Annotated in this window: 24 protein-coding genes; 10 read left to right on the plus strand and 14 right to left on the minus strand. The window is 75.0% G+C overall.

Annotated elements, in window-relative coordinates:
* The first annotated feature begins 24 nt into the window (after window positions 1-24).
* Complete coding sequence (locus ACFVUY_RS31085) at window positions 25-1,737, plus strand: DUF4157 domain-containing protein (protein ID WP_387735557.1); 1,713 nt, start codon at window positions 25-27, stop codon at window positions 1,735-1,737.
* Between the two features lie 80 nt (window positions 1,738-1,817).
* Here the strand turns inward: ACFVUY_RS31085 and ACFVUY_RS31090 are convergent, their stop codons facing one another.
* Window positions 1,818-2,123, minus strand: coding sequence for a hypothetical protein (locus ACFVUY_RS31090; protein ID WP_359910675.1), 306 nt, complete (start codon window positions 2,121-2,123; stop codon window positions 1,818-1,820).
* 204 nt (window positions 2,124-2,327) lie between these two features.
* Complete coding sequence (locus ACFVUY_RS31095; protein WP_359910672.1) at window positions 2,328-2,825, minus strand: aegerolysin family protein; 498 nt, start codon at window positions 2,823-2,825, stop codon at window positions 2,328-2,330.
* A 215-nt stretch (window positions 2,826-3,040) separates the two neighbouring features.
* On the opposite strand from ACFVUY_RS31095, the gene ACFVUY_RS31100 reads away from it, so the two are divergent.
* Window positions 3,041-6,055, plus strand: coding sequence for a BTAD domain-containing putative transcriptional regulator (locus ACFVUY_RS31100; RefSeq protein WP_387735560.1), 3,015 nt, complete (start codon window positions 3,041-3,043; stop codon window positions 6,053-6,055).
* Window positions 6,056-6,086: 31 nt separating this feature from the next.
* On the opposite strand, the gene ACFVUY_RS31105 is transcribed toward ACFVUY_RS31100, so the two are convergent.
* A complete protein-coding gene (locus ACFVUY_RS31105; protein ID WP_387735563.1) occupies window positions 6,087-8,006 on the minus strand; it encodes a protein kinase in 1,920 nt (639 codons plus the stop codon).
* Between the two features lie 499 nt (window positions 8,007-8,505).
* Here ACFVUY_RS31105 and ACFVUY_RS31110 point away from each other — a divergent pair, with 499 nt between their 5' ends.
* The 3 genes from ACFVUY_RS31110 to ACFVUY_RS31120 all read left to right on the plus strand — a co-directional run bounded on the left by ACFVUY_RS31110 (window position 8,506) and on the right by ACFVUY_RS31120 (window position 12,593).
* Window positions 8,506-9,387 (plus strand): MerR family transcriptional regulator, encoded by an 882-nt coding sequence (locus tag ACFVUY_RS31110; RefSeq protein ID WP_387692463.1) that lies wholly within the window; start codon window positions 8,506-8,508, stop codon window positions 9,385-9,387.
* A gap of 442 nt (window positions 9,388-9,829) precedes the next feature.
* Complete coding sequence (locus tag ACFVUY_RS31115) at window positions 9,830-11,236, plus strand: MFS transporter (RefSeq protein WP_387735566.1); 1,407 nt, start codon at window positions 9,830-9,832, stop codon at window positions 11,234-11,236.
* A 253-nt stretch (window positions 11,237-11,489) separates the two neighbouring features.
* Window positions 11,490-12,593: an NADH:flavin oxidoreductase/NADH oxidase gene (locus ACFVUY_RS31120; protein WP_387735569.1), complete on the plus strand. Its 1,104-nt coding sequence runs from the start codon at window positions 11,490-11,492 to the stop codon at window positions 12,591-12,593.
* Between the two features lie 29 nt (window positions 12,594-12,622).
* On the opposite strand, the gene ACFVUY_RS31125 is transcribed toward ACFVUY_RS31120, so the two are convergent.
* Complete coding sequence (locus ACFVUY_RS31125) at window positions 12,623-13,141, minus strand: hypothetical protein (protein WP_387735572.1); 519 nt, start codon at window positions 13,139-13,141, stop codon at window positions 12,623-12,625.
* 275 nt (window positions 13,142-13,416) lie between these two features.
* Between ACFVUY_RS31125 and ACFVUY_RS31130 the strand changes: the two genes are divergently transcribed.
* On the plus strand, window positions 13,417-13,857 hold the full coding sequence (locus tag ACFVUY_RS31130) for a carboxymuconolactone decarboxylase family protein (RefSeq protein WP_380636383.1): 441 nt from the start codon (window positions 13,417-13,419) through the stop codon (window positions 13,855-13,857).
* A gap of 24 nt (window positions 13,858-13,881) precedes the next feature.
* Here the strand turns inward: ACFVUY_RS31130 and ACFVUY_RS31135 are convergent, their stop codons facing one another.
* Together ACFVUY_RS31135 and ACFVUY_RS31140 are read right to left on the minus strand one after the other, a co-directional pair.
* On the minus strand, window positions 13,882-14,295 hold the full coding sequence (locus tag ACFVUY_RS31135) for a hypothetical protein (protein WP_387735575.1): 414 nt from the start codon (window positions 14,293-14,295) through the stop codon (window positions 13,882-13,884).
* A gap of 98 nt (window positions 14,296-14,393) precedes the next feature.
* Window positions 14,394-15,404, minus strand: coding sequence for a zinc-binding alcohol dehydrogenase family protein (locus ACFVUY_RS31140; RefSeq protein WP_387735604.1), 1,011 nt, complete (start codon window positions 15,402-15,404; stop codon window positions 14,394-14,396).
* A 191-nt stretch (window positions 15,405-15,595) separates the two neighbouring features.
* Between ACFVUY_RS31140 and ACFVUY_RS31145 the strand changes: the two genes are divergently transcribed.
* Both ACFVUY_RS31145 and ACFVUY_RS31150 read left to right on the plus strand, forming a co-directional pair.
* Window positions 15,596-15,976, plus strand: coding sequence for a winged helix-turn-helix transcriptional regulator (locus tag ACFVUY_RS31145; protein WP_387692475.1), 381 nt, complete (start codon window positions 15,596-15,598; stop codon window positions 15,974-15,976).
* Window positions 15,977-16,050: 74 nt separating this feature from the next.
* Window positions 16,051-16,470 carry a hypothetical protein gene (locus ACFVUY_RS31150; RefSeq protein WP_387735578.1) on the plus strand — a complete coding sequence of 140 codons (420 nt, stop codon included), beginning with the start codon at window positions 16,051-16,053 and terminating at the stop codon, window positions 16,468-16,470.
* On the opposite strand, the gene ACFVUY_RS31155 is transcribed toward ACFVUY_RS31150, so the two are convergent.
* From ACFVUY_RS31155 to ACFVUY_RS31165, 3 genes are read right to left on the minus strand one after another with little or no spacing between them, the layout of a single operon-like run.
* Window positions 16,461-16,856 (minus strand): VOC family protein, encoded by a 396-nt coding sequence (locus ACFVUY_RS31155; protein WP_387735579.1) that lies wholly within the window; start codon window positions 16,854-16,856, stop codon window positions 16,461-16,463. The two genes, ACFVUY_RS31150 and ACFVUY_RS31155, sit on opposite strands and share 10 nt — an antisense overlap.
* A 58-nt stretch (window positions 16,857-16,914) precedes the next feature.
* On the minus strand, window positions 16,915-18,147 hold the full coding sequence (locus tag ACFVUY_RS31160) for a sensor histidine kinase (RefSeq protein WP_387735582.1): 1,233 nt from the start codon (window positions 18,145-18,147) through the stop codon (window positions 16,915-16,917).
* Window positions 18,144-18,839 carry a response regulator transcription factor gene (locus ACFVUY_RS31165; protein ID WP_387692483.1) on the minus strand — a complete coding sequence of 232 codons (696 nt, stop codon included), beginning with the start codon at window positions 18,837-18,839 and terminating at the stop codon, window positions 18,144-18,146. Before ACFVUY_RS31165 ends, ACFVUY_RS31160 begins: the two co-directional genes overlap by 4 nt.
* Window positions 18,840-18,984: 145 nt before the next feature.
* Here ACFVUY_RS31165 and ACFVUY_RS31170 point away from each other — a divergent pair, with 145 nt between their 5' ends.
* Both ACFVUY_RS31170 and ACFVUY_RS31175 read left to right on the plus strand, forming a co-directional pair.
* Entirely contained in the window at window positions 18,985-19,659 is a 675-nt protein-coding gene (locus tag ACFVUY_RS31170; protein WP_387692485.1) for a M15 family metallopeptidase, read from the plus strand.
* A 236-nt stretch (window positions 19,660-19,895) separates the two neighbouring features.
* A complete protein-coding gene (locus ACFVUY_RS31175) occupies window positions 19,896-20,795 on the plus strand; it encodes an endonuclease/exonuclease/phosphatase family protein (RefSeq protein WP_387692487.1) in 900 nt (299 codons plus the stop codon).
* Window positions 20,796-20,839: 44 nt separating this feature from the next.
* Here the strand turns inward: ACFVUY_RS31175 and ACFVUY_RS31180 are convergent, their stop codons facing one another.
* From ACFVUY_RS31180 to ACFVUY_RS31200, 5 genes are all read right to left on the minus strand, one after another.
* On the minus strand, window positions 20,840-21,505 hold the full coding sequence (locus ACFVUY_RS31180; protein ID WP_387692489.1) for a GDSL-type esterase/lipase family protein: 666 nt from the start codon (window positions 21,503-21,505) through the stop codon (window positions 20,840-20,842).
* 124 nt (window positions 21,506-21,629) lie between these two features.
* Window positions 21,630-22,277 (minus strand): hypothetical protein, encoded by a 648-nt coding sequence (locus ACFVUY_RS31185; protein WP_387692491.1) that lies wholly within the window; start codon window positions 22,275-22,277, stop codon window positions 21,630-21,632.
* Between the two features lie 171 nt (window positions 22,278-22,448).
* Window positions 22,449-23,492 (minus strand): hypothetical protein, encoded by a 1,044-nt coding sequence (locus ACFVUY_RS31190; RefSeq protein ID WP_387692492.1) that lies wholly within the window; start codon window positions 23,490-23,492, stop codon window positions 22,449-22,451.
* Window positions 23,489-24,418, minus strand: a complete 930-nt coding sequence (locus ACFVUY_RS31195) for a hypothetical protein (protein WP_387735585.1) — start codon at window positions 24,416-24,418, stop codon at window positions 23,489-23,491. Before ACFVUY_RS31195 ends, ACFVUY_RS31190 begins: the two co-directional genes overlap by 4 nt.
* Window positions 24,415-25,199, minus strand: a 785-nt coding sequence (locus ACFVUY_RS31200) for a hypothetical protein (protein ID WP_387735588.1), incomplete at its 5' end; no start/stop codon positions are given. The genes ACFVUY_RS31195 and ACFVUY_RS31200, both read right to left, overlap by 4 nt.

A 25,199-nucleotide genomic window follows, 5' to 3' on the forward strand; every position in this document is an offset into this window, starting at 1 on the left:
CTCCGCCCCGAAAGGGTCCCCCTCATGCACGCACGGGAAGCCGCCAGAACGCCGGACGGCGCCCGCTCCGGCCGCCAGGGCGCCGACTCCGCGCGGACGGCCCGCACCGCGGCCGTACCGGTGCGGCCGGGGGCGGGCCTTCCGTCCCCGCAGGAGGTGGCCGCCCTGCAGCGCAGCGTCGGCAACGCCGCCGTGGCCCGGATGTTCGAGGAGGCCCGCCACCGGCACGCCCCGGGCTGCGGCCACCAGGAGCCGGGCGGCGGGCACCAGGAGCCGGGCGGCGGGGAGCCCGTGCAGCGCTCGGCCGTGCACCGGGTCCTCGGCTCGCCGGGCCGGCCGCTCGACGCCGGGCTGCGGGAGGAGATGGAGCAGCGGCTGCGGGCGGACTTCTCCGACGTGCGGGTGCACACCGGCACGGCCGCGCAGCGTTCGGCGCAGGAGGTGGGCGCCCGCGCCTACACCTCGGGCAGCCATGTCGTCCTCGGTGCCGGAGGGGCGGACAAGCACACCCTGGCCCATGAGTTGACCCATGTGATCCAGCAGCGCAACGGCCCGGTGGCCGGCACGGACCACGGGAACGGCCTGCGGGTCAGCGACCCGTCCGACCGCTTCGAGCGCGAGGCGGAGGCGACCGCGCGCCGGGTGATGGCGGCGCCGGTGCAGCGGGCCGTCGCCGTCCCGGACGCGCCCGGCGGTGCGGACCGTGCCCCGGGCGGGGCGGTAGCGGGCGGGGCGGTACCGGCGGTGCAGCGGGTCGTCACCGTTGCCAGGGGAACCCTCAGCACGGCGGAGGAGACCGAAAAGGTCCAGTGGAAGGCCGAGCGTCACAAGAGGCTGCCGGCGGCGGACAAGCAGGCGATCCTGGCCGAGATCGGGAGGATGGCCGAGGCGGACGGGACCGAACACTTCACCTCGTACGAGAAGCTCATCGACGCGGCCCACGCCCGGGTGCGGGCGGCGAGCGGGCAGAACCTGGCGCCCGTGACTCCCGTCGCCATCGCCACCGGTGGCTTCCAGCACGCGTTGACGATCTCCGACGAGGAGCAGATGAAGCGCCACAGGGAAGTGCGCCGGCGGCTGTCCCTGCGCGGTGTCGGCCTCGACCTGGAGGCGTTCCGCAACCGGCAGGCGATGGTGAACCCGTTCACGTACAGCGACGTGGAGGACGGCGCCTCCTACACCATCGGCGCCGGCGGGAACTTCGTCCTCGGCAGTGTGCAGGAGGGCGACTACTCCCAGCTGTTCGACCTGGCCAGGAGCAATTCGGGGCTCACCGAGCAGCAGTTGGCGAACCGGTTCATCAAGGCGCTGGTCGAGAGCGGCAGCAAGCCGTTCGACGATCTGCCCAAGGACGCGCAGAAGTACTGCGCCAAGATCGTGGCCATCATCCAGGGCGCCGAGTTCCGCCGGGCCGCCGCCAACCCGACCGCGGCCGTCGCGGCGTTCAACAAGGTGGTCACCGGTGAGACGGCCACGCTCCACGAAGCGATGAACCGGTTCACCCTGTTCGCCAAGGCCGGCGGCGGATCGGCGGACTCGCAGTACCACCGCGACAGCAAGGAGCCCGACGCGGAGCTCAACGCCCGTATCCTCCAGGAGTTCAGGTCGCTGGCCCAGCTGGTGTCCGCGAACGGCTTCGACCCCAACGACGAGAAGCAGTTCTACACGGCCTGCGAGACCATCGCGGTCGGCTCGATGAACTCCTTCAAGTCGAACTTCAGCTACACGATGACGTGAGCGGGCCGGCCCCCCGGATCCCGCAGGCGCCGAGGTGTCGGCCGTCGCCGCGACGACGGCCGACTCCCGTGTGCGGTGGGTCAGTTGTCGTTGTTGACCTTGGTGTAGGCCGAGCTGTAGCCGGTCGGACAGTAGAGGGTGTCGCTCCCGTTGCCCATGTGCCAGGAGCCGAAGACCGTCGTCTGGTTGCCCTTGACGTTGTCGTTGTTGCAGACCAGTACCAGCTGCCAGTGGTTCTTGGTGGCGGTGGTCTGGCAGCTCACCGACCCCCAGTTCGTGCCCTGGGTGGTGCTGCAGTACGAGGTCGCCGACGCCCCCGGCGCCGCCATCACACCGGCGGCGACCAGCAGTGCCGCACCGGTTCCCAGAGCCGCAATTCGACGCATGGCCTTCTCCTTTGTCGCGTCTCGAACACAATGTGCGGTCAGCATGCCGAAGACGTGACCGGATGTATCCACCGTCGGCACGACTGGCCGAAACCTGCCCGTCCGCTTCTCCTGGCAGCACCTGCCGGAGCCGCCGCGCGCCCGGGGCGCCCGGCCGGGGAGGGAAGGTCCCGGCCGGGCGCCCGACGGTCAACCGGCTACCGCTCAGGGGCCCGTGATCGTCCAGTACACGGCGGCGTTGTTGCCGCTGCCCCCGCTCTGCGCGAACCGGAACATCGGGTCGGAGCCTGCGGAGTCGTAGCCGTTGCTGCCGGCGTACGGGTTGTTCCAGTGCAGCTGCACGCGCTTGCCGTTGAGCCCGGGGTTCCCGCAGTTCTCCGCGTCGTAGATGACGTGGCCCTCGGTCCCGGTGAGGAAGCCGTTGCTCTCGGACTGCCAGCGCCCGGTGTTCCCGTCGCGCACGATGGCGTCCGGGGCCAGGCCGCTCGACCAGATGCCGTGGTCCAGCCAGGCGTTCTGCAGGCGCAGTTCGCAGCCCGTCCAGTTGACGACCGCGACCTGCGTGCTGCGCGCCGCGCTGAGCGCCTGCGCCGGCTGCTGGTCCGCGGTGGCCGCGCCGGCCGGGGCGGCCGTCGCGAACAGCGCGGCGGCGACGCCGGCCGCGGCCAGGGCCGAACGGACCAGGGACTTCCGCTGTGCCATGGAGTACTCCTCTCGTTCCCGGACCGCGTCGGTGCGGTCCGGCTGCTCGAAGCCTCGGCCGGGCCCGTCAACAGGCGGTCGACAATGTGTTGACAGGTGATGGACAAGCAGCGCGCCGTCGACCGCCCGGACCGGGCACGGCGCCTCTGACCAGGGGTGATGCGGTCGGTATCATGCGCCGGGGGGATCGTTGCGCGGGCGGAGGGGGACGGCCGGTGGGTGGTTTGCGGTTCGCGGTGCTGGGGCCGCTGCGGGGGTGGCGGGACGGCGGCGAGCTCGTGCTCGGGTCGCCGCAGCAGCGGAGCCTGCTGCTCGCGCTGCTGCTGCGGGCCAACCACCCGGTGTCGACCGGTCAGCTCGTCGACGACCTGTGGGGCGAGGAGCCGCCCGCCAAGCCCTCCGCCGTGATCCGCACCTACGTCCACCGCCTGCGCCGCGTCCTGGGGCCCGACGTGCCGACCACGCTCAGCGGGGGCTACCTGCTCGCCCTGGACCCGGGCGCACTGGACACCCACCGCGTCGAGGAGCTCCTCGACGAGGCGAAGGAGCTGCGCGCCGACGGCGAGCACGCCCACGCCGCCGGAGTGCTCCGCTCGGCGCTGGCCCTGTGGCAGGGCGAGCCGATGACCGCGCTCCCCGGCCCCTACGCCGAACGGCAGCGCGGCGAGTGGGCCGAACGCCGGGTGACCGTCCTGGAGTCCTGCCTGGAGGCCGAGATCGAGGCCGGACCGTCCGGCGAGCTCGTCGCCGAACTGACCGCCGTCGTGGCCGAACACCCGCTCAGGGAACGGTTCTCCGAACTGCTGATGCTCGCCCTCTACGGAACCGGCCGGCAGGCCGAGGCCCTGGGCGTCTTCCGCACGGCGGACCGGCGGCTGCGCGAGCAGCTCGGCGTCAGCGCGGGGCCCGGGCTGCGCGAACTGCAGCGCCGGATCCTGGTGGCCGACACCGGCCTGGTGGCGCCCGCGCGGCCCCGGGCCGCCGCCGCGACCCGCCCGCCGTACCGGGCGGCGGTCCGGCCCACCCAGGTCCCGGCCGACCTCGCCGACTTCACCGGCCGCGAGGCGCAGACCGAGGCCCTGCGGGCCGTCCTGCTCGCCCCCCGCACCGTGCCCGTCGCCACCGTCTCCGGCCTGGGCGGCGTGGGCAAGACGGCGCTGGCCGTCCACGTCGCGCACGAGCTGGCCGCCGACTTCCCCGACGGCCAGCTCTACCTCGACCTGCACGGCGCCGACGGCCGCCCGACCCGCCCCGAGGAGGCCGTGGGCACCTTCCTGCGCTCCCTCGGCGTACCGGCGGACGCACTGGCCCCCGGACTCGCCGAACGCTCCGCCCAGTTCCGCTCACTGCTCTCCGACCGACGCGTGCTGGTCGTCCTCGACAACGCCCGGGACGCCGAGCAGATCCGGCCGCTGCTGCCCGGCCGGCCCGGCTGCGCCGTGCTCGTCACCAGCCGGGCCAGGCTCGGTTCGCTGCCCAACGCGCACGTCGTCGAGCTCTCCGCCTTCGCCCGGCAGGAGGCCCTCGGCCTGCTCGGCCGGGTGATCGGCGGGCAGCGGCTGCGGGCCGAGGAGCGGACGGCCGCGGAACTCGTCCGGCTCTGCGGGCACCTCCCGCTGGCCGTGCGCATCCTCGCCGCCCGCCTCGCCTGCCGGCCGGACTGGACCATGGCCCGGCTGCTCGACAAGCTGTCCGGCCACGGGCGCCGGCTGGACGTGCTGCGCGCCGGGGACCTCGCCGTCGAACCGGCGTTCCGCTTCGGCTACGACCAGCTGACGCCCGAACAGGCCCGGGCCTTCCGGCTGTTGGCGGTGCCGGAGGTGCCGGACCTGTCGCCGGGCGCGGTCGCGGCGGTGCTCGGCCTGCCCGAGGAGGAGGCCGAGGAACTGGCCGAGTCGCTGGTCGACTGCTCGATGCTGGAGACCGCGCCCCCGGACCGCTACCGGTACCACGACCTGCTGCGCGCCTTCGCCCAGCAGCTCGCCCCGGCCCCGCAGGCCGGGCCGCAGGCGGGGGCTGGGCCGCAGGAGGCGGCCGGCTCGCAGGAGGCGGCGGAGGACTTCCCGGCCGCCGTCCTCACCCGGCTGGCGGCCCACCACCACGCAGAGACCGTCGCGGCGCTCGGCCCGTCCGCCGCCCGCGCCGCCCTGCCCGGTGCCGTTGCCGACGCCGGTGGCGGGGCCGGGGCCGGAGCCGGCTCCCGCGCGGCGGTACCGCCCCACGGCCGCGTCGACTACCACGGCATCGGCGCACTGGTCGGCCAGTACGCCGGGCTCCCCGAGCCGCCCCGGCTCGACCTGGTCGCCGAACTGCTGCTCGGCTGCAGCCTGTTGTGCGACACCGGCCAGGCCACCCGGCCGCTCGGGCACGCGGCCAAGGTCCTGCTGCGGGCCGCCCTCCGGCAGGGCGACCGCACGGCCGAGGTCAGGGCCCGGCTGGTGCTCGGACGGCTGCTCACCGAGGTCGGCTCCGAACCCGCGGCCCTCGCCGAACTGCTCAGGGCCCGCGACCTGTGCACCGCCCACGACCTGCCCGGGCCGCTGCTCGCCCTGGCCCACGCCTCACTGGCCGCCCTGTTCGTCCAGGTCGGCCGGCCGGGCGACGCGGTCGCCGGCTTCACGGCGGCGGTCTCGGCCTGGGAGAAGCTCGGCGACCGGCGCTCGGTGGCGGCCGAACTGCTCAACCTGGCCCGCGCGTTCACCGAACTCGGCCGGTTCGACGCGGCCGTCCGCGTCGTCGACCAGTCCCTGCTGATCTGCCACCGGCTCGCCGACCACGACCTCCAGGCGCTCGCCCTCGACTCGATGGGGACGATCGCCCACGACCGCGGCGAGTTCGAGCAGGCCCTGCACCACCACCGCAACGCCCTGTCCCTGCTGCGGCCGGACGACCGGCGCCGCACGGGCCGTACGCTGCTGCGGCTCACCGAGTCGCTGCGCGCCGTCGGCCGCTGCGAGGAGGCCGTGGCGGCGGCCGACCGGGCGGTCGAGGTGCTGACGCTCGACGGCGACCGCCGCGGACGGGGGCTGGCCCTGGCGGCGCTCGGCGACGTACTCGCCGAGCGCGGCGGGGACGGCGACGGCGACGCGGCCCGGGCCCACCGGTCGGAGGCCTACGACATCCTGGCCTCCCTCGGCTCCCCCGAGGCCAACCGGCTGCGCGCCCTGATCGGCCCGGGCGGGCCCGCCGTGCGGCCCCGCCGGCAGTGGCCGTCCTGGCTGCCGGAGTGAGCCGACCACGGCCCGGCCGGCGGCCGGCGGCTCACCTCAACGTCCACACCTGGTTGTCCGCGCCCGAGCAGGGCGCCACTCGCACCCAGTGGCCCACGCCGTCGGACGTCAGGCACAGGCTGGTGTCGGCGTTGACGATCCGGTGGCCGCCCGGAACCGGCGTGATGGCCCAGACCTGGTTCCAGTTGGACGGCGGGCTCGTCCAGATCTGCACCCGGCCGCTGTCCCTGTCCTGGTCCAGTCCCTTGGTGAAGTTGCTGGAGGCGTTGCGCAGGTAGTACCTACCCTCGTCGACCTTGTCCAGCCGCCACACCTGCGCCAGCGTGCCGTTGGCATCGAAGGTGTCGACCTGGTTGCCGTCCCGGTCCTTGGAGTAGGAGTTGTCCAGCGTGCCGCCGTTGCTGCTGATCCGCGCCAGCTCGGGCAGCGGCGCCACCGGCTGATGGGTGGGCTGCGTCGGCGTCGCGGACGGCGTGGGTGTGGCCGTTTCGGCGGGATCCGGCCGGGCCGGGGCGGTGGGGGTCGGCGCGGGCGCGGCGGGGTTCTCCCCGGCGGTGGAGGCGGGGGCCGGGAGCGGGGCGGAGCCGCGGGTGGGCACGGCGGCGGCCGGGGCGGGGGGCGTGGCGAAGGGGCTCCGGGTGGTCGGCGCGGGGGCGGCCTGGGCGGGGGCGGGACTCTCGCCCGCGCCCGGCACGGCCGGCGGGGGCGGGAACGGGAACGTCGCCGAGGCGGACGGCTGTCCGGTGAGCGGGCTGCCGGCCTCCACGAACGCGGCGGCGTCCGGCCGGGCGGGGCCGTCCGTGGGCCCGGCGACGGCGGCGGTGTCCTGCGGCGCGCCGTCCCGGCCGGGCCGGACCACCGCCGCCCCGGCGGCCCCGGCCATGCAGAGCAGGGTCAGGGCCGTCGCCCCGGCCAGCGCCCGCAGGCGGTGCCCGGTCCGCTGGGCGGGTCCGGTCCGCGGGGCACGCCCGGTTCGTGGGGCACGCGCCGCGACCGGCCGGGGACCGGTCCCGGTCCCCGTCCAGGACAGGGCCGGGGACGGGCCCGGCGACGGCGCCGCCTCCACCGCCGCGAGGGCACGGCGTGCGGCGGTGGCCATCGTCGCCGCGTCGGGCCAGCGCTCACCGGGTTCCTTGGCCATCGCCCGCTCGACCAGCGCCCGCACCGGCGCGGGCACCTCCCCGGGAAGCGGCGGCACGGGCTCCGTCAGGTGCTTGAGGATCACTTCGAGGGCGGTCTCCCCCTCGTACGGGAGCCGGCCGGCGAGACACTCGTAGAGGACCACGCCGAGCGCGTAGAGGTCGGCCGAGGCGGTGACCGTCCCGGTGGACGCCTGTTCCGGTGCCTGGTAGGCGGCGGTGCCCAGCACCATCCCCGGGACGGTCGTCCGGGCGTCGCAGTCGGGCCGGGCGATGCCGAAGTCCGCGATCACCGTCCGGTCGCCGCGGACCATCAGGTTGGCCGGTTTGATGTCCCGGTGCACCACCCCGGACCCGTGCGCGGCCTCCAGGGCGTCCAGCACCTGCAGGACCAGCTCCAGGGCCTCCGCCACCGGCAGGGCTCCGCGGCGCTCCAGGACGGCGCTCAGCGGCTGCCCTTCGATCAGCTCCATGACCAGGTAGCCGACCGGGCGCCGCCCGTTCGCGGCGCCGGGCCCGGCGTCGGGCCCGTGGTCGTCGCCGAGCCCGTGGTCGTGGTCGTGGCCGGGCCCGCGGTCGTGCCCGTAGTCGTACACGCCGACGATGCCCGGGTGCCGCAGCCGGGCCATGACCCGGGCCTCGGCGTGGAAGCGCTCGGCGAAGCCGGGCTCGTCCAGCAGGGCGGGCTTCACCACCTTGACCGCCACCCGGCGGCCGAGGACCTCGTCCTCGGCGAGCCACACATCGCCCATCGACCCGCCGCCCAGCCAGTCCACCAGTCGGTAGCGGTCGGCGAGCACGGTGCCGCGCATGCATCCCCCTGAATCGAGCCCGAGGACCGGAGCGGATCCGGGGACCGGCCCGGTTCCCCGGGCATGCCCTGGTCCGGGCGCACTCCGAGGATCATGACACCGGCAATTCAACTACTGAATTCCCATCATATGAACCGCTCTCGGCCCGGGCCATCACCGGCCCCCGCCCCCCGGCGGGCCGGTGGCGGGCCCGCTCTCCCCCGGCGGCGTGCGGGGCGCCGGATCCGTCGTTCGCCCACGGACGGCGCCACCCCGGGGCGTCTCCGCGCAGGTCGCAGGCAGCCGACCGTGCACGGACGGCCCCCGGTCCACGGCCCGGTGAACCGCCCCGCCCGGCACCGCGAACAGGCGGCGGATCCGGCGGGCTTCCACGGACTTCCGCCGGCTTCCGCGGGTTCTGCGGGCTTCTGTGGGCGGTTCCGGTGCGAATGCCGACGTACCGCCGCATAGCGTTCCGGGGTTTGCCCCTCCCCCAGGGGAAGGCGGCACAGTGGCGGGCGTGCAGGAGAACGTGATCACCATCGGCGAACTCGCCGCCCGGACCAGGCTCAGCCTCAAGGCCCTGCGGCTCTACGACGAGCGGGGGCTGCTGCCGCCCGCCCTGGTCGACGCGCGCACCGGAGTGCGCCGCTACGGCCCGGCGCAGGTCGAGCGGGCCCGGCGGATCGCGCTGCTGCGCGCCGCCGGGCTGCCGCTGGCGCGGATCGCGGCCGTGCTGGACGCGGCCGGGCCGGACCCCGGCGCGGACACCGACGCCGACGCGGACACCGACGGCAACGCCGACACCGACGGCAACGCGGGCGAGCGGGAGCTGCTGGCGTACTGGCGGGAGCGGGAGGCCGAGCACGCGGCCCGCCGGGAGGCGGTGGGCTACGCCCGGGAAGTTCTGAGTGGAAGGAGCACCACCGTGTTCGAGATCGCCGAGCGCGACGTACCCGAGCAGCGGGTCCTGTTCGTACGCCGGCACGTGGACGCCGCCGCGCTGCCCGGCTTCCTCGCCGAGGCCGGCGAGCTGCTGCTCGGCCGGCTGCGGGAGGTCGGCGCGTGCCTGTCCGGACCGCTGTTCGCGGTGTACCACGGCCTGGTGGGCGAGGACTGCGACGCCCTGGTCGAGGTCTGCGCCCCCACCCCGAACGACGTCGGGCCGCACGGCCCGTTCGCGGTGCGCATCGAACCCGCGCACCGCGAGGCGTACACCGCCCTGACCCGGCGGGGCTTCACCGCGATGGCCGCCGCCCACGACGCGGTGGGCGCCTGGGCCGCCGCCCGCGGGTACGGGCGGGGCGGGCCGAACCGGGAGGTGTACTACCCGAACCGGGAGACCGCCGGACCGCGGGAGCACGTCGTGGACGTCGCCGTGCCGCTGGCCGCGGGCCGGTAGCCCCGCGGCCACGGCCGGGGGCTGACGGCGAGCCGACACAGGGCCCGCCGCGGCCCGTCGAGAGATGACGCACCGGGGTCGCCCCCGTACGGACGGGCACCGCCCGGGTGTGGAATGGGCCACAGTTCCAGGGCTGTTGGGGGCCGCGGGTGAGAAGGGTCACGCCCGGAGCGCTTTCGCGGCCCGCGGCGGCGGCCGCCCCCGGCAGGACTGGGCGGGCGCCGTTCCGGCACGGGCGAAGGGCCCGTCCGCTTCGGGACCTTGGTCGTGAATCCCCTCGACCTTCGGCCCGGTGGCGGCCCCACGGGGCCGGGGCAACCGTGGACGGTCGCCCGTTGTGACCGGGCGATGGCGCCGTCCGAGGTGGGCGGCGTCTTCCCCTGCCGTCTACCCGGCGCACGGTGCGCAGTGCGTGCCGTACGCTCCGGAGGACCCCCAGCACATGTCCCAAACCATCGACAACGCCCCGTATACCGCGTTCCACCGCAGGCTGGCCCTGGCCTGTTCGGGCGGACCCCTGCTCGACGGCTACATCCTGAGCATCGTCGGCGTCGCCCTGATCGGGATGCGCCCGGACCTCGGGCTGTCCACCGCCGAGGTCAGCCTGATCGGCGCCGCCGCGCTGGTGGGGATGTTCGTCGGCGGCGCGCTCTTCGGCGTGCTGACCGACAAGATCGGCCGGGAGGTGATGTACACCGCCGACCTGCTCGTGATGGTCGCCTGCTCGGTGCTCTCCTTCTGGGTGGACGCGGTGTGGGCGATCGCCGTGCTGCGCTTCGTACTCGGCATGGCCGTGGCCGCCGACTACCCCATCGCCACCTCGCTGCTCGCCGAGTGGCTGCCCGCCAAGAAGCGCGGCCGCCTGCTCGGGCAGCAGATCGTCGCCTGGTACGCCGGCTCGGTGCTCGCCTACGTGGTGGGCTACCTGTTCCTGGAGCTGGCCGGGCCGGGCAGCTGGCGGTGGATGCTGGCGAGCTCCACGGTGCTGTGCGTGGTGTTCCTGGTGATCCGGCGCGGCTCGCCGGAGTCCCCGCGCTGGCTGGCCGCCAACGGGCGGGTCGGTGACGCGGTGCGCGTGGTCGAGAAGCACCTCGGGGTCCGGGTCGACGGCCGCGAGCTGATGCCCGATCCGGCCGAACGCGGCCGCCCCGCCGGGCTGCGCCTGCTGATGACCCAGCCCTACCGGCGCCGCACCCTGTTCTGCGGCCTGTTCTTCATGTGCCAGGTCGGCCCGCTGTTCGCGATGCTCACCTTCGGCCCGCAGATCCTCTCCTCCTTCGGCATGCCGGGCGGCACCGTGATGGAGACCCTCGGCACCGGCCTGATCAGCCTGGTCTTCCTGCTCGGCTGCTACCCGGCGCTGCGCCTGATCGACACCCGCGGCCGGCGGCCCGTCATCATCTGGTCCTTCGCGCTGATGACCGTCCCGCTGGCGCTGCTGGGCGCGTGGCCCACCGCCCCGGCCGCCGTCGCGCTGCTGGCGCTGTGCGCGTACGCCTTCCTGTGCGGCGGGCCGAACGTGCTCGACTGGACGTACCCCAACGAGCTGTTCCCCACCGAGATCCGCGCCACCGCCGTGGGCGTCGCCACCTCGGTCAGCCGGATCGGCGCGGCCGTCGGCACCTACCTGCTGCCGCTGTCGCTGACCGGGCTCGGCACCGGCCCGACCATGCTGATCGCCGCCGGGACCACCGCCCTCGGCCTGCTGGTCTGCGTCCTGTGGGCCGAGGAGACCCGCGGCACCGCGCTCGGCGCCTCCCCCGCGGCCGCCCCCGGCGCCTCCGGCTCCGCCCCGCGTTCGGCCCGGGCCGCCGTCCCGACCCAGCGGGTCCCGCAGACGGCGCGCTGACGGCCGCCGCTGCGCACGGCCCCCGCGCCCCGCTTCCGACGGCGCCGCCCGGTTCCCCCGGGCGGCGCCGTCCGGCGTTACGGAGCGCCGACTCCCTTTTCCCGCAGGCGGGAGGGTGCGCCGACGGAGAACCCTTGCAAGTCCCTGCGTGCGCAACTATTGTTTGCGAACGTAAATGCAGCTGCAAAAGTTGCACACCAGCCCTTGATTCGCCTTCGCGTCCTGGCGCCGGCCGACCCACCGGGAGTCCGACATGAGCACCTCTCTCTTCGCCCCGCTCACCCTGCGGTCGCTGACCGTCCCCAACCGCATCTGGATGCCGGCGATGTGCCAGTACAGCGCCGCCCCGAACGGGGACGCGGCCGGCGTGCCCACCGACTGGCACTTCACCCACCTCGCGGCCCGCGCCGCCGGCGGCACCGGGCTGATCATCACGGAGGCCACCGCGGTCAGCCCCGAAGGACGCATCAGCCCGTACGACCTCGGCATCTGGAACGACGCGCAGGTCACCGCCTTCCGCCGGATCACCGACTTCCTGAAGAGCCAGGGCACCGTCCCCGCCATCCAGCTCGCCCATGCCGGGCGCAAGGCCTCCACCGAGCGCACCTGGATCGACCGCGGACGCCCCGTCACCCCGGACGAGGAGCACGGCTGGACCCCGGTCGGCCCCAGCGCCGACGCCTTCTCCCCCGCCCACACCACCCCGGACGAGCTGACCGAGGAGCAGATCGGCGAGATCGTGCGGCAGTTCGCCGACGCCGCCCGGCGCGCGCTCGACGCCGGCTTCCAGGTCGCCGAGGTCCACGGCGCCCACGGCTACCTGGTCCACCAGTTCCTCTCCCCCGCGTCCAACCACCGCACCGACGGCTACGGCGGCTCCTACGAGGGCCGCATCCGCTTCGCGCTGGAGGTCGTCGACGCCGTCCGCTCGGTGTGGCCCGAGGACCTGCCGGTCTTCTTCCGCGTCTCGGCGACCGACTGGATCACCGAGAACCCGCAGGACGGCCGCGAGGGCTGGACCTCGCAGGACACCGTCCGCCTCGCCAAGGAGCTCCGGGCCCACGGCGTCGACCTGCTCGACGTCTCCACCGGCGGCATCGTCCCCGACGCCCGGATCGAGGCCGGGCCCGGCTTCCAGGTGCCCTTCGCCGAGGCCGTGCGCCGCGAGACCGACCTGCCGGTGGCCGCCGTCGGCCTGATCACCGACCCCGCCCAGGCCCAGGACATCCTCACCGACGGCCACGCCGACGCCGTCCTGATCGGCCGCGAACTGCTGCGCGACCCCTACTGGGCCCGCCACGCCGCCGCCGCGCTCGGCGGCGAGGTCGCCACCCCCGCCCCGTACCACCGCGCCTGACGCCCGCATGCGGGTGGGGCGGGGACTGCTCAGGCCCCCTGTCGCCCCGAGCCGTCGGCGCCTTCGTCGTCCACGGCCGTGGCGTCGCTCAAGTCCTCCACCCTCACCGGCCGTTGGCCTTCGAACACGACCGCGAGGCCGTAGGGGTCGCAGATCGGCAGGCGACCCTCGGCGAAACGCAGGTGCCACTCGTCGAGGTAGAAGTTGAGCTGCGGGCAGTCCAGTGGGAAGTCCTCGACGGGCAGGCCGCGGTAGGGCCGCGCCTGCGCTTCGGTGAGGCCGAAGAAGGCCGGGTCGGCCTCCACCTGCTCACGCACGAAGCGGATCCCCGTCCCGATGTAGTGGTCGACCCTGCCGAGCACCTCGCCGACCAGGGGAAGATCGGCCCGGTCGAGGTCGTCGGTGCCTTCGAGCAGGACGGTGGCCTCGACGGGGGCACCGTACAGCGCGCTCCTGGGCGCCCGGGCCACGCTCCAGACCCTCAGCCCGTCGGGCCCCTGATCGGGGAGCAGCTGTCCGATACCGCTGCGGAAGACGTTCGAGGACACGGCTGCTCCATCTCGCGAAACCCGGGAACGGACGGGCAACGCTACCCCGGCGCAGCGCGGCCCGTCCCGCCGGGCCGCGTGTCCACAGGAAATCTTTCGGCCCGGTTAGGGCGGGGTGATGCCATTTCAGGGGGTCCTGGCCGCAAATCTTCCTGCGGAGGTGGAGCTGCGTGGCGACTTGAGTTGGAGTGCACTCCAAGTTCTACGGTTCCTTCCGTGGTCGCCGCCGTCGTGGTCGGCGGCCGGGAAACGGGAGAGGAGCGGCGCAGATGAGCATGTCCGCGAGTGAGGCCGAGGTCCGCCGGGAGCGTTTCGCGCACGGGGCCGAGGTGCTCGACCGGATCGACGGCGAGGCCGGGCGGCGGGTGGTGGAGTCGCTGGGCGAGGTGAGCCCCGAGCTCGGGCACCAGGTGGTCGCCTGGGGGTTCGGGGAGATCTACAGCCGTCCCGGGCTGGCGCCGCGCGAGCGGCAGTTGGTCACCCTGGGCATGCTCACCGCGCTCGGCGGGTGCGAGCCGCAGCTGGAGGTCCACGTCAACGCCTCGCTGAACGTCGGGCTGACGCCGCAGGAGATCGTCGAGGCGCTGCTGCACTCCGCCGTCTACTGCGGGTTCCCGAAGGCGCTGAACGCGACCTTCGTCGCCAAGAAGGTGTTCGGCGAGCGCGGCCTCCTGCCGGTCGTGACGGACGGGCAGGAGGACCGGTCGGTCGGCTGAGCGGCAGTCGGGCCCGTCGGCGTGTCAGGCCGTGGCCGGTGGTGCTTCCTCGGGCAGCAGGTGCCGACCGAGGTGCGCCGTGAGGAACGCGGCGATCGTCTCCGCATCGGTGGACTCCGCCGGCAGGTCACCCGGGCGGGGCCGGTGGATCCTGATGAGTTCGTCCCGCAACCGGGCGTCGAGAAGCGGCGCCTGGTAGCGGTCGATGGTCCCGCGGTAGAACAGCCAGTTGGAGATCCTGACGGCGGGGCAGCGGCCCGACTGCGGCTCGTCCGACAGATGGCCCTCGTGCCAGGCGCCGACGTAGACGTAGTCCGCGCGCCTCAGCGCCCCGTCGAGGTTCGGGGTGGGGAGGTCCTTCAGGTTCCAGTAGCTGCGGGCCTCGGCCTCGGGTACGGGTTCCGGAAGTGCGGCGAGCCAGAGACGAAATTCGAACACCGAAGCAGCTTGGCAGATCTTCACCGGATCCGCCGTCGCCGCCGCAGCCACCGGTGGCCAGGAGGGCCCCGACCCGGCCGGTGCGCCGGGGCACCGGCTCAGAACCCGGTCAGGGTCGTCTTGCCGATCGCCGCACCGGACTCCTGGAGGCGGTGGGCCGCCCGGAGGTTGGCGGCGTTGACGGGGCCGAGGTCGCGGGTGGCGGTGGTGGTCAGGACGCCCGCGTCCACCAGGCGGGCGACCCGGTCGAGGATCCGGTGCTGCACCGCCCGGTCGGCGGTGGCGTGCAGGGAGCGGGTGAACATGAACTCCCAGTGGAAGGAGATGCTCTTGCCCTTGAGGACGCCGATGTCCAGGGAGTCGAAGTCGTCGATGGCGACGATGCCGCCGAAGGGGTTCAGGGCCTCGGCGTAGGCGGCGAGGTTGCGGTCGGTGGCGACGGTGCTGAAGACGTGGTCGAGGCCGCCGGGGGCGGCCTTCGCCAGCTGCGGGCCGAGCGGGCGCGCGTGGTCGATCACGTGGTCGGCGCCCATGCGGCGGGCGAAGTCGGCCGACTCCGGGCGGGACGCGGTGCCGATCACGGTCAGGCCGGTGAGGGCGCGGGCGAGCTGGGTGACGAGGGAGCCGACGCCGCCCGCGGCGGCGGTCACCAGCAGGGTGCCGCCCTGCTCCGGGCCGCCGGTGCCCAGGCCGAGGCGTTCGAAGAGGCCCTCCCAGGCGGTCAGCGCGGTCAGCGGCAGCGCTGCTGCCCCGGCGTGGGAGAGGGTGGCCGGCTTGTGGCCGACCAGGCGCTCGTCCACCGCGTGGTAGCGGGAGTTGGTGCCGGGCCGATCCAGGGCGCCGGCGTAGTACACCTCGTCGCCGACCTCGAACAGTTCCGTCTGCGGGCCGACCGCGACCACGGTGCCGGACGCGTCCCAGCCCAGCACCCGCGGCTCACCGCCCGGGTCGGCGTTCTGCCGGACCTTGTGGTCCACCGGGTTGACGGCCACCGCCTCCACCCGCACCAGCAGGTCGCGCGGGCCCGGCCGGGGCACGGGCAGCTCGACGTCGAGCAGGCTCTGCGGGTCGTCGACCGGCAGGCTCCTGCGGTAGGCGACGGCGGGCATCGTCGCGGGGATCGCGGCCGTCCCGGGGGTCGTGGTCGTCTCGGGCATCAGGGGTCTCCTCGTCGGAAGGGATGGGCGGCGCACCGCCGTCCGGGCACGTCGGCGACGGTATGCGAGGGGTGGTGGTTACCCGCAAGGACCATTGGTACCCATCGGGTACCGAAGCAGTACCCGATGGGTACCATCGGCGGGTGACGACGACCCGTACGACGAGGACCCACGCCCCCGACTGCACCGACCCCAGGTCCGTCTACGCCGCGGCCTGCCCCTGCCGCGACATGCTCGACCTGCTGGCCAACAAGTGGAGCGCCCTCGCGCTGGGCGCCCTGGAGGACGGCCCGCAACGCTTCGGCGCGCTGCGCACCCGCCTGCAGGGCGTCAGCCCCAAGGTGCTCACCCAGACCCTGCGCCGGCTGGAGGAGCACGGCCTGGTCGACCGCGAGATCCACGCCGAGGTCCCCCCGCGGGTCGAGTACAGCCTCACCGCACTGGGCGCGGACGCCTGCGTCCCGCTGGCGCACCTGCGCACCTGGGTGGAGCACAACATCGACCGCTTCCCCGGCCCCGCCTGAGCCCGGCCCGCCCGAAGCGCCCCGGGGCGAAACGCGCATGCGCTTCCGTCGGGGCGTCTGCCATCCTCGGGCGCATGCCAGCCCGCAACCGCCGACTGCCGCGCGATCTTTCGTGGCCGCTCACCCCGACCGACATCCGCACCGTCCTCGGCGCGCAGGAGGCGGAGGCCGCCCACCTGGAGTTCGGCAACCGCCCGTGGGAGGACGGGACCGCGCTGCACGTCGAGTGGGTGCCGGGCCTGTCCTCCAACCACGGCGGCGGCATCCACCCCCGGTGGTGGTACACGGTGCGGATCGGGGTCGCCCCGCTCCCGGCCTCCGAACGGGCCGCGGCCCGGCACCTCCTGCGGCAGAGCGCGCTCCCCGAACTCGCGGCCTGGATCGACGCCGCCCGCCGGGCACCGCAGACCTGGACCATGGCCCGACACAGCCGCTCCTGGCGGCCCGACGGCAGCGGCACCGCCCACCGCGACGACCTCCGGCCCTATGCCTGAACCGGGCCCGGCGAGGGGCAGGAACCGCCCTTCGCCCGGTCGGCCCGCACCGGCTCCGGCAGGTCGAAGACCACCCCGCGGTCGCGGAACACCCGGAAGTCGGCCCGCAGGTCGTCCGCTTCGAGGACGACCGGGCCGGGTGTCCCGTCCGGCCCGTCCGGCCGGCCCGCGGCGGCGGGGTGCGCCCACAGGAGGAGTTCGACCGGGGTGCCGGGGACGCCGACGGTGAGGAAGCGTCCGCCGGGGTTGGGGAAGTCGATGCGCTTCTCCAGGCCGAGTTGCTCCGTGCAGAACGTCAGGGCGCGGTCCTGGTCGGTGACGTAGAGCGTCACGTACATGAGGTCGGTGAGCACGGTGCGGTCCTTCCGGCTGTCGGTCGCTGTCACCTCACCGACGGATCCCGGCCCGGGGATGTGACGGGCGGGCGGAGGGATCTTTTTCCGGTCATCCGGCTGCGCGCGGGCCGGGCCGTTCCCGGTCGGCGGCCGGGCCGGGCAGGGCGAGGGTCGCCCGCAGGCCGCCGGCCGGGTCGGGGGCTAGGTGGAGTTCGCCGTGGTGGGCCTCGGTGACGGCGGCGACGATCGCCAGGCCCAGCCCGTGGCCGCGGCGGGCCGGGTCGGTCCCGGCGGTGCGCCCGCGTCCGCGCAGGAAGGGTTCGGTGAAGGTGGCCACGGCCTCCTCCGTCAGCCGCGGGCCGGTGTTGGTGACGGTCAGGTGCACCCGGCCGGGCCGCTCGGGGTCGGCCCCGGTGGCGACGGTGACCCGCCCGCCGGCGCCGGGCGGCAGGTTGTGCCGCAGCGCGTTGTGCAGCAGGTTGACGGCCGCCTGGCGCAGCAGGACGGGGTTGCCGGTGGTCGGGGCGGGGCGCAGGTCTGCGGTGAGGGTGATGCCGAAGGCCTCGGCCTCGTCGCGGACGGCGGCCAGCGCCTCGCCGGTGGCGGCGGCGAGGTCGGTGGGGGCGAGGTCGGGCGGGGCGTGGCCGAGGTCGGCGAGCTGGAGCAGGGCCTCGCTGATCTCGATGCCGCGCTGGTTGGTGTCCTGGAGGCGGGTGACGAGGCGGCCCCAGTCCTGGCCGGCCGGGTCGGCGGCGGCGACCTGGAGCATGGTGCGGGTGATCGCGAGCGGGGTGCGCAGTTCGTGGGAGGCGTTGGCGGCGAAGCGCTGCTGGGCCTCGAAGGAGCGCTGGAGGCGCGCCAGCATCTCGTCGAAGGCGTCGGAGAGGTCGGTGAACTCGTCGCGCGGCCCGGTGAGGGCGATGCGGTGTTCCAGGGCCCCGCTCGCGGCGCGGTGGGCGGCGCGGGTGATGTCCTGCAGCGGGCGCAGCACCCGGCCGGCGATCAGCCAGCCGCCGATCAGGCCGACGGCGGTCAGCAGGGCCAGGGCGTAGCCGCTGGCCCTGAGCAGCGAGTCCAGGATCTCCTGGCGGGAGGGGGCGTCGGAGCGGTAGCGCGGGTTGGAGGAGGTGAGGGGGTAGTTGGGGACGTAGCGCATGCCGACGTAGACCACGGCGAGGGAGAGGAGGCCGGCGGTGACGGCGAAGAGGGTGTAGCTGAGGGTCAGGCGCATCCGGGCGGTCAGGCGGCGCGGGCGGTTTCCGGTGCGGCGTCCGCCCGTGCGGGGCCCGGGGCCGGAGGGGTGGGAGGGGTCGGAGGGGTCGGGGCCGGGGTCGGGGTTCACCGCGGGGTGCCTTCCTGGCCGGGGTCGGTGGAGGGGTCGGTGAGGCGGTAGCCCACGCCCGGCACGGTCTGGATCACCCACGGGTCGCCGAGGCGTTTGCGCAGGCCGGAGATGGTGATGCGGACGGCGTTGGTGAAGGGGTCGGCGTTCTCGTCCCAGGCGCGTTCCAGCAGGTCCTCGGCGCTGATGACGCCGCCGCGCGCCGCCATCAGGACCTCCAGGACGGCGAACTGCTTGCGGGACAGGCCCACGTAGCGGCCGTCCCGGTAGACCTCCCGGCGGAAGGGGTCCAGGCGCAGCCCGGCGTACTCCAGGACGGGCGGGGCGGCCTGGGCCGGGCGGCGGGCCAGCGAGCGCAGCCGTACGACGAGTTCGGCGAGGTCGAAGGGCTTGGTGAGGTAGTCGTCGGCGCCGAGTTCGAAGCCGGCGACCTTCTCGTTCAGGCGGGCGGCGGCGGTGAGCATCAGGACCCGGCAGCCGAGGCCGCCGCGGACGATGCTGCGGCAGACGTCGTCGCCGTGGGTGCCGGGGATGTCGCGGTCGAGGACGACGACGTCGTAGCTGTGGACGGCCAGGCGCTCCAGCGCCGCGTCGCCGTCGGTGACGATGTCGCAGGCGATCGCCTCCAGTCGCAGGCCCGCCTGGACCGCCTCCGCGAGGTAGATCTCGTCCTCCACCACCAGGACCCGCACGTGCTGTTCTCCCTAGCTCTTCGCTGTTCGTACCCATTGGACCCGATGGGACCTATCGAAAACGTATCGGCCTGCGCAGACGTCCTCGCAACACCGGTTCTCCTCCAATGGTCCGGCAACGGACGAGCAACACCGGGAGGCAGGAATGGACACGACGGACACCCCGACGGGGACGGGCACGGGCACGGGGACCGGCACGGGCACGGCGGCGCGGAGCGGACGGCGGCGGCTGGCCGCGGGCGCCGCCGCGACGGCGGTGCTGACCCTGGCCGGGGCGTGCGCCGCCGCCGACCCGCCGGGCACCGAGGCCGTCCTGCGCACCCTGGCGTCCACCGTCACCGCCCAGCCCGTCACCGCCTCGCCCGCCACGACGCAGGCGTCGGCGGAGGCGGAGGGGGAGATACCCGACGGCCGGACGCTGACCCCCTCCGACACCGACTCCCCCGCCGTGGGCAACCTGGACGGGCCGCTGCTCGAGGCCCTGCAGCGGGCGGCCGTCGACGCCCGGGCCCGGGGCATCGAGATGACCGTCACCTCCGGCTGGCGCAGCAAGGCCTACCAGCAGCGGCTGCTGGACCGGGGGGTGGTCAAGTACGGGAGCCTGGAGCAGGCCCGCAAGTTCGTCAACACCCCGGAGAAGTCCGCGCACGTCAGCGGCAAGGCGGTGGACGTCGGCCCGACCAGCGCCGACTACTGGCTGATCCAGAACGGCGCCCGGTACGGGCTGTGCCAGGTGTACGCCAACGAGATCTGGCACTTCGAACTGCTCACCCCGCCGGGCGGGACCTGCCCGGCTCCGCTGCCGGACGCCGCAGGGTGAGGGGGCGCGCCGTGACGTCTTCCGTGCCGTCCGTACCGTCCGTACCGTCCGTCCCGTCCGAGACGCCCGCCCGGCCCGGCCCGCCGCGCCGGCGGCGACGGGCCGCACCGACGTGGCCGGCCGCGCCGAAGTGGCTGATCGCACTGAAGCGGCTCCTCGCGTCGAGGGGGCCGGGCGCACCGGGGCGGGGAGCCGCACCCGCGTGGCGGGCCGTGCCCCGGTGGCGGCGCGGGCGCGTGCCCGCCGCGCTCGGGCTGCTCACCGCGCTCGCCCTGGGCGGCCACCGGCTGGTGCCGGAGCTCGGTGTGGGCCTGGGCAGCCTGTGGGAGAGCGCCCTGCCGTGGAGCGGCCTGGTGGCGGTGGCGGCGCTGCTGTGCGCGGCGCTGCGCCGGGCACCGGCGGCGGCCTGCGCGGGCGGGGTGCTGGTGGCGGTGTGGGCGGCGGTGTTCGGGCCGCTGCTGCTGTCCGGCGGGGCCCCGGCGGGCGGGGCCGGCGGGCCGGGCCTGACGGTGGTCACCCACAACGTGAACGCCGCCAACCAGGACCCGGCCGGCACCGCCCGGGCGCTGCTCGCCGCGGACCCGGACCTCGTCGCGCTGGAGGAGGTCACCGACGCGGCCCTGCCCGCCTACCGGAGCGTGCTGGACCGGGCACTGCCCCACCACGCCCGCACCGGCACCGTCGCCCTGTGGAGCCGCTACCCGGTGACGGAGTCCCGGCGGCTGGTCATCGACCCCGGCTGGAACCGCTCCCTGCGGGCCGAAGTCAGCGCCCCGGGCGGGCCGTTGGCGGTGTACGTCGCCCACCTGGCCTCGGTGCGCACGACCTTCTCCGGCTTCGCCACCGCCCACCGCGACCGCGACATCGCCGCCCTCGCCGGGGCCCTGGACGCCGAACCGCTGCACCGGGTCGTGCTGCTGGGCGACCTCAACACCGCCGCCGACGACCGCGCCCTGGCCCCGCTGGCCCGCCGTCTCACCCCGGCCCGCAGCGGCTTCGGCTTCAGCTGGCCGGCCGCGTTCCCCCTGGTCCGCATCGACCACGTGCTCACCCGCGGCCTCGCCGCCACCGGCACCTGGACCCTCCCGGCCACCCCCAGCGACCACCGCCCGGTGGCGGCGAGGCTGCGGGGGTGACGGCAGGGCCCGGCGGTCGGGCCGGGACCGTGCTCCCGGCCCGGTCAGGCGACCAGGCGCAGCCAGGCGGCCGCGAGTGCGGCGTGACCGGCCGGGGTCGGGTGGACGCCGTCCGCGGACCAGTGCTCCGGTCGGGTCGTCGCGCCGAGTTCGGCGAACCTGCCGTCGGCGGCGAGCAGTTGGGCGCCGTACCGGCGGGCGAGCCTGCGCACGGCCTGGATCTTCGGGTCCAGGTCGGCGCGCCACTGCTCGCGTTCCTTCTCACCGATGAGCACCGCGTCGCCGGCCTCGACGACGCCGCGGATCGGCACGAGGAACGGCTCGACGAGGACCAGTCGGGTGCCCGCCTCGGCGAGGGGCGCGAGCAGGCGGTCGTAGGTCGCCTCGAAGCGCTCCGCGGGGATCGGGTACCCCTGCGGGTCGAGGGTGTGCCAGCCCGTGTCGTTGATCCCGACGAGGATCGACACCACGTCCGGGCGCGCGTCGAGCACGTCCGTGCGCCAGCGGGCCTCCAGGTCCATCGCCTTGTCGCCGGCGTTCGCGGTGTTCAGCCAGGTCACCGGCCGGTCCGGGTAGCGGTGGCCCCACTCGCCCGCGACGAGCAGCGGGTAGCCGGTTCCGAGGCCGTCCTCGCTCTCCCGGCGCCGGCCGTCGGTGATCGAGTCGCCGGTGAACATCACGGTGCTTCCCGGCCGGATGGTGATCGTCATGTGCGCTCCCTGGAAGAGATGGGGCAGGACCTCTTCCAAGGTGCCGGGCCGCACCGTCAGCACACCGGCGGCCGACGGCAGTCCACCGTCATCCGGCTTTCACCGGCGCCGATGTGACGTGGCGTCAGTTCGCGGGGACGGCGTCCTTGGGCAGGGTATGCCAGTTGGTGACGACCGGCTTGTCGACCGGAGTGGTGCCGACGGGGACGCTCGCCGGGTTCGGGTCGGGGGTGCCGATGCCGATGATGACGTCGGTGTACTGGACGGCCTGGTTGCCCTTGGTGGTCTTGGCCATGATGCCCGCGTAGGCGGTCTTGGCGCCGCTCAGGGTGATCGCCTCCCCGGTGCCGTGCTCGAAGGGCCCGGCCTCGATGCCGCCGGAGCCGAACGCGATGACGGGGTGGGTGCCGGGGAGCGTGCAGGTGATGCCCTGCTTGGCCTTGGCGCTGATCAGGATGTAGCCGCCGGCCTGGCTCTCGGTCTTCGCGGTGAAGTCCAGGTCGTTGGCGCCGCAGGCCTGGCCGTACCCGCTCTTGTCGGCGGAGGGGGCGGAGGGGGCCGGGGAGGACTTGGGCGGGGCGGTCTTCGTCGGCGCGGCGCCGGCCGGGGCGGCCGTGGTGGGCGCGGCGGCGGGTGCTGCGGGCCCGGTGGCGGCGGGGCCGGTGGCGGCGGGAGCGGCGCTCGTGTCGCTGTTGTCCGGTCCGCAGGCCGTGGCGGTGGCGGCGATCGCCGCGACGGCGGCGGCGGTGAGGACGAGGCGGCGCTTGCGCATGGGTTCTCCTGCTGTCGATTTTCGGCGGTGCGTTCTCCGATGCGTGATCACCGTACGCGGGGGTCGTTCACGGGCCGGTGCGGGAAATATCCCGATCCTGTCCCAGAAGGCGCGCGGGAGGACGGCCGGGCCGGCTCCCCGGGGGGAACCGGCCCGGTCGCTGAGGCGGAGTCAGGACAGCAGGTCCGCCTGGAGGGTGACGACCTGCCGGAACGGCGCGGTGGGCACGCCGGCGGGGTTGGTCATGGTGACGACGGCGAGGACGTCGGCGGCGGAGAGGTAGGCGACGCGGGCGGTGGGGGCGCCCTTGGAGCCGGCCGTGGTGGACTCCACGGTGGTCAGGCTCATGCCGTCGAAGGTGTCCCAGTCGTCGTGGGGGGTGCTCCTGGTGTCGGCGGCGGCCTTGGGGCGGCCCTTGGAGCGCAGGTCGGCGAAGGCCCCCCAGGACTCCCGCACGGAGCCGAAGCGCAGCAGCCGGATCTGGGTGCGGGTGCCGTCGGAGGCCGTCCACTCCCGGACGGTGGCCGCGCGGCAGGCGTCCTCCAGCAGCAGGACGCGCACCTTGACCGGGTCCTGCTGGTCCTCGGCGAGCGCGTCGCAGGGCACCCACTGGCCGAACCCGGAGCCGGCGGCGGGCGCGCCGGCGGAGGCCGAGGGCTCCGGGGAGGCGGTCGGCGACCCCGAGGCGGTGGACGACCCCGAGGGGACGGCACCGGCACCGGGGGCCGGGAAGACGGGCGGGGTCAGCGAACCGCCGGCCTCCTTGGGCGCGGGCAGCAGCAGGTGGCGCAGGTCCGCGTGGTGCAGGGACTTGCCCTTGTCGTCCGGGGCGTTCTTGCCGGCCGGCAGCGGCGGCAGGGTCAGCGGCGCGAAGGTGTAGCGGCCGTCGCTCGCGGTGGCCAGGCCCGGCAGGTCGGTGCGCTCGGGCGCGGTGACGGCCAGGGCGGTGCCGGTGCCGGCGAGGACGAACACCAGGGCGGCGCCGCCCCAGCGCACCGCGGCCTTGCGGCGCAGGGCCCGGCGGGCCTCCCGCTCCGCGAGGACGGCCGGGTCCTCGGGGACGGCGACGGGCGCGGCGAGCGCCGCCAGGAGCGGATCGGGCGCGTTCTGCGGCGCGTTCGCGGGCGCGTTCTGCGGTTCGGGCGCGGGGACGTTCCCGGGCGCAGGCGCGGGCGCGCTCTCGGGCGCGGGCGGCGGGGTGGCGTGGTCGGTCATACGGACGCTCCCGGGCGGGCGAGGCGGTCGAGCTGGGCGGTGAAGAGGGCGACGATCCTGTCCTTGGGCAGCGGTGCCACGCCCTCGGCGCTCATGATCACCAGGAGGTCGCCCTCGGCGGCCGAGCACTCCAGGTAGTCGATCGGCGCGGACGGCGGCGCCGGCATCAGGTAGCAGTGCGCCTCGGGGTGGCCGGGGATCGCCGGGCCGATCCGGAACAGGCCGGTGTCGCCGGTGAAGACCGCGGTGTACTCGTTGATCCGCTGCACTTCCTGCTGGTTGAACTGGCGCAGCTTCAGGCCGATCACCAGGTCGTCCCCGTCGGCGCGGTAGGTGCGCACGCCGGTGGCCTTGACGTGCATGCTCTCCCAGTAGGAGCGCATCTTGTCGCGCTTCTCCTTGGGGAGCTGCTGGAGGTCGGCGTCCAGCTCGGCGGCCAGCTGCTCGCCGCCCAGCTCGGTGTCGTTGCCGTAGCCGCCGTCGTCCGGGCCGGGCCGGTAGCCGGCCGGGACGGGCAGCAGCAGGTCGCGCAGCGAGCCGAAGTGGCTGCCGTTGGACTTGGCGCCGTACGGCGTGGCGGTCGCGGTGGGCGTGGGACCGGTGGACGGGGCGGCGACGGTGACCGGCGCGGGGTCGTCGTACCGGGTCTTGATGATGCCGACGCCGATGACCACGCCGACCAGCGCGGCCGCGGCGGTCGCGGCGCCCGCGCGCAGCAGGCGGCGGGAGGCGGGGCTCGGACCGGCGGGTGCGGCGGATGCGGCGGATGCGGCGGGATCGACGGATGCCGCGTCGACGGACCCGAGCGGCGGAACGGACCCGCCGGGCGGAACGGATCCGATGGGCGGGCCGGTCAGGGCGGACGGGGCGCCGGGCGCCGGCTCGGGCGCGCCCGGGGCGGCGGCGGTCACGGTGTCGTCGTTCATACCAGCCGCTCCCACTGCCGCTTGGCGAGGTCCTTGAGGGTGTCGGGGTTCACCGGCTGGGGGCCGAAGACCTCGACCTTCATCTCCAGCGGGCCGCGCTTGGCGACGGCCTCGCCGAAGTAGTACTGCTCGTTGCTGTCGGCCCAGTGGTGCGGCGCGGCGTCCACCTTGTAGCCGCCGGGAGCGCCGTCGGCGAACGCCGGCAAGGTGACGGAGCGCACCTGGTCCGCGTGGTCCGCGGTGTACTGGGTCAGCGTGACGCGGTAGCGGACGTCGTCCTTCTTCCAGGCCACCTCGGCCGCGCGGCGGAAGCCGTTGGAGGCGAGTTCCTTGAAGGTGCCGGCCGCGTTGCCGTTCTCCTCGGCGAGTTCGCCGATCGACACCCAGCTCGGCTTGTCCGCGAAGTCCGCCCAGGGGGCGCTGCCCTCGGGGACGGTGATCAGCAGCTTGGTCAGGTCGCCGTCGATGGCCAGCGGCTTGGGCTGTTCGGCGGCGAGGGCGGCCGGGTCGACCGTGCCGGCCGGGTAGGACGGGTGGGCGACCTGGAGCGGCGGCAGCGGCGTGGGCGGGCGCTGGGCCTGCACGGCGTAGCCGATGCCGCCGCCGGCCAGGGTGCCCAGCACCAGGGCGCAGGCGCCCAGCAGCACGGGGCGGGGGCGGCGCGGGGCGCGCGGGGCGGGGGCGGGCTCCGCCGCGAACGGCTCGGCGGGGACGGCGGGTTCGCCGTGCTCCGGCGCGACGGGCGCGACGGGCGGCGCAGCGGGCGCGGCCGGCGGGGCGG

Source organism: Kitasatospora sp. NPDC058063 (assembly GCF_042885395.1).
Classification (GTDB): Bacteria; Actinomycetota; Actinomycetes; order Streptomycetales; family Streptomycetaceae; genus Kitasatospora; species Kitasatospora lactacystinica.

Excerpts from the sequence above, each read along its gene's own strand:
- ACFVUY_RS31085 (WP_387735557.1), top strand. The coding sequence starts at position 25 with ATGCACGCACGGGAAGCCGCCAGAACGCCGGACGGCGCCCGCTCCGGC.
- ACFVUY_RS31130 (WP_380636383.1), top strand. The coding sequence starts at position 13,417 with ATGTCCGCGAGTGAGGCCGAGGTCCGCCGGGAGCGTTTCGCGCACGGG.
- ACFVUY_RS31150 (WP_387735578.1), top strand. The coding sequence starts at position 16,051 with ATGCCAGCCCGCAACCGCCGACTGCCGCGCGATCTTTCGTGGCCGCTC.
- ACFVUY_RS31185 (WP_387692491.1), bottom strand. The coding sequence starts at position 22,277 with ATGCGCAAGCGCCGCCTCGTCCTCACCGCCGCCGCCGTCGCGGCGATC.
- ACFVUY_RS31120 (WP_387735569.1), top strand. The coding sequence starts at position 11,490 with ATGAGCACCTCTCTCTTCGCCCCGCTCACCCTGCGGTCGCTGACCGTC.
- ACFVUY_RS31115 (WP_387735566.1), top strand. The coding sequence starts at position 9,830 with ATGTCCCAAACCATCGACAACGCCCCGTATACCGCGTTCCACCGCAGG.
- ACFVUY_RS31105 (WP_387735563.1), bottom strand. The coding sequence starts at position 8,006 with ATGCGCGGCACCGTGCTCGCCGACCGCTACCGACTGGTGGACTGGCTG.
- ACFVUY_RS31140 (WP_387735604.1), bottom strand. The coding sequence starts at position 15,404 with ATGCCCGCCGTCGCCTACCGCAGGAGCCTGCCGGTCGACGACCCGCAG.
- ACFVUY_RS31190 (WP_387692492.1), bottom strand. The coding sequence starts at position 23,492 with ATGACCGACCACGCCACCCCGCCGCCCGCGCCCGAGAGCGCGCCCGCG.
- ACFVUY_RS31195 (WP_387735585.1), bottom strand. The coding sequence starts at position 24,418 with ATGAACGACGACACCGTGACCGCCGCCGCCCCGGGCGCGCCCGAGCCG.
- ACFVUY_RS31090 (WP_359910675.1), bottom strand. The coding sequence starts at position 2,123 with ATGCGTCGAATTGCGGCTCTGGGAACCGGTGCGGCACTGCTGGTCGCC.
- ACFVUY_RS31180 (WP_387692489.1), bottom strand. The coding sequence starts at position 21,505 with ATGACGATCACCATCCGGCCGGGAAGCACCGTGATGTTCACCGGCGAC.
- ACFVUY_RS31095 (WP_359910672.1), bottom strand. The coding sequence starts at position 2,825 with ATGGCACAGCGGAAGTCCCTGGTCCGTTCGGCCCTGGCCGCGGCCGGC.
- ACFVUY_RS31170 (WP_387692485.1), top strand. The coding sequence starts at position 18,985 with ATGGACACGACGGACACCCCGACGGGGACGGGCACGGGCACGGGGACC.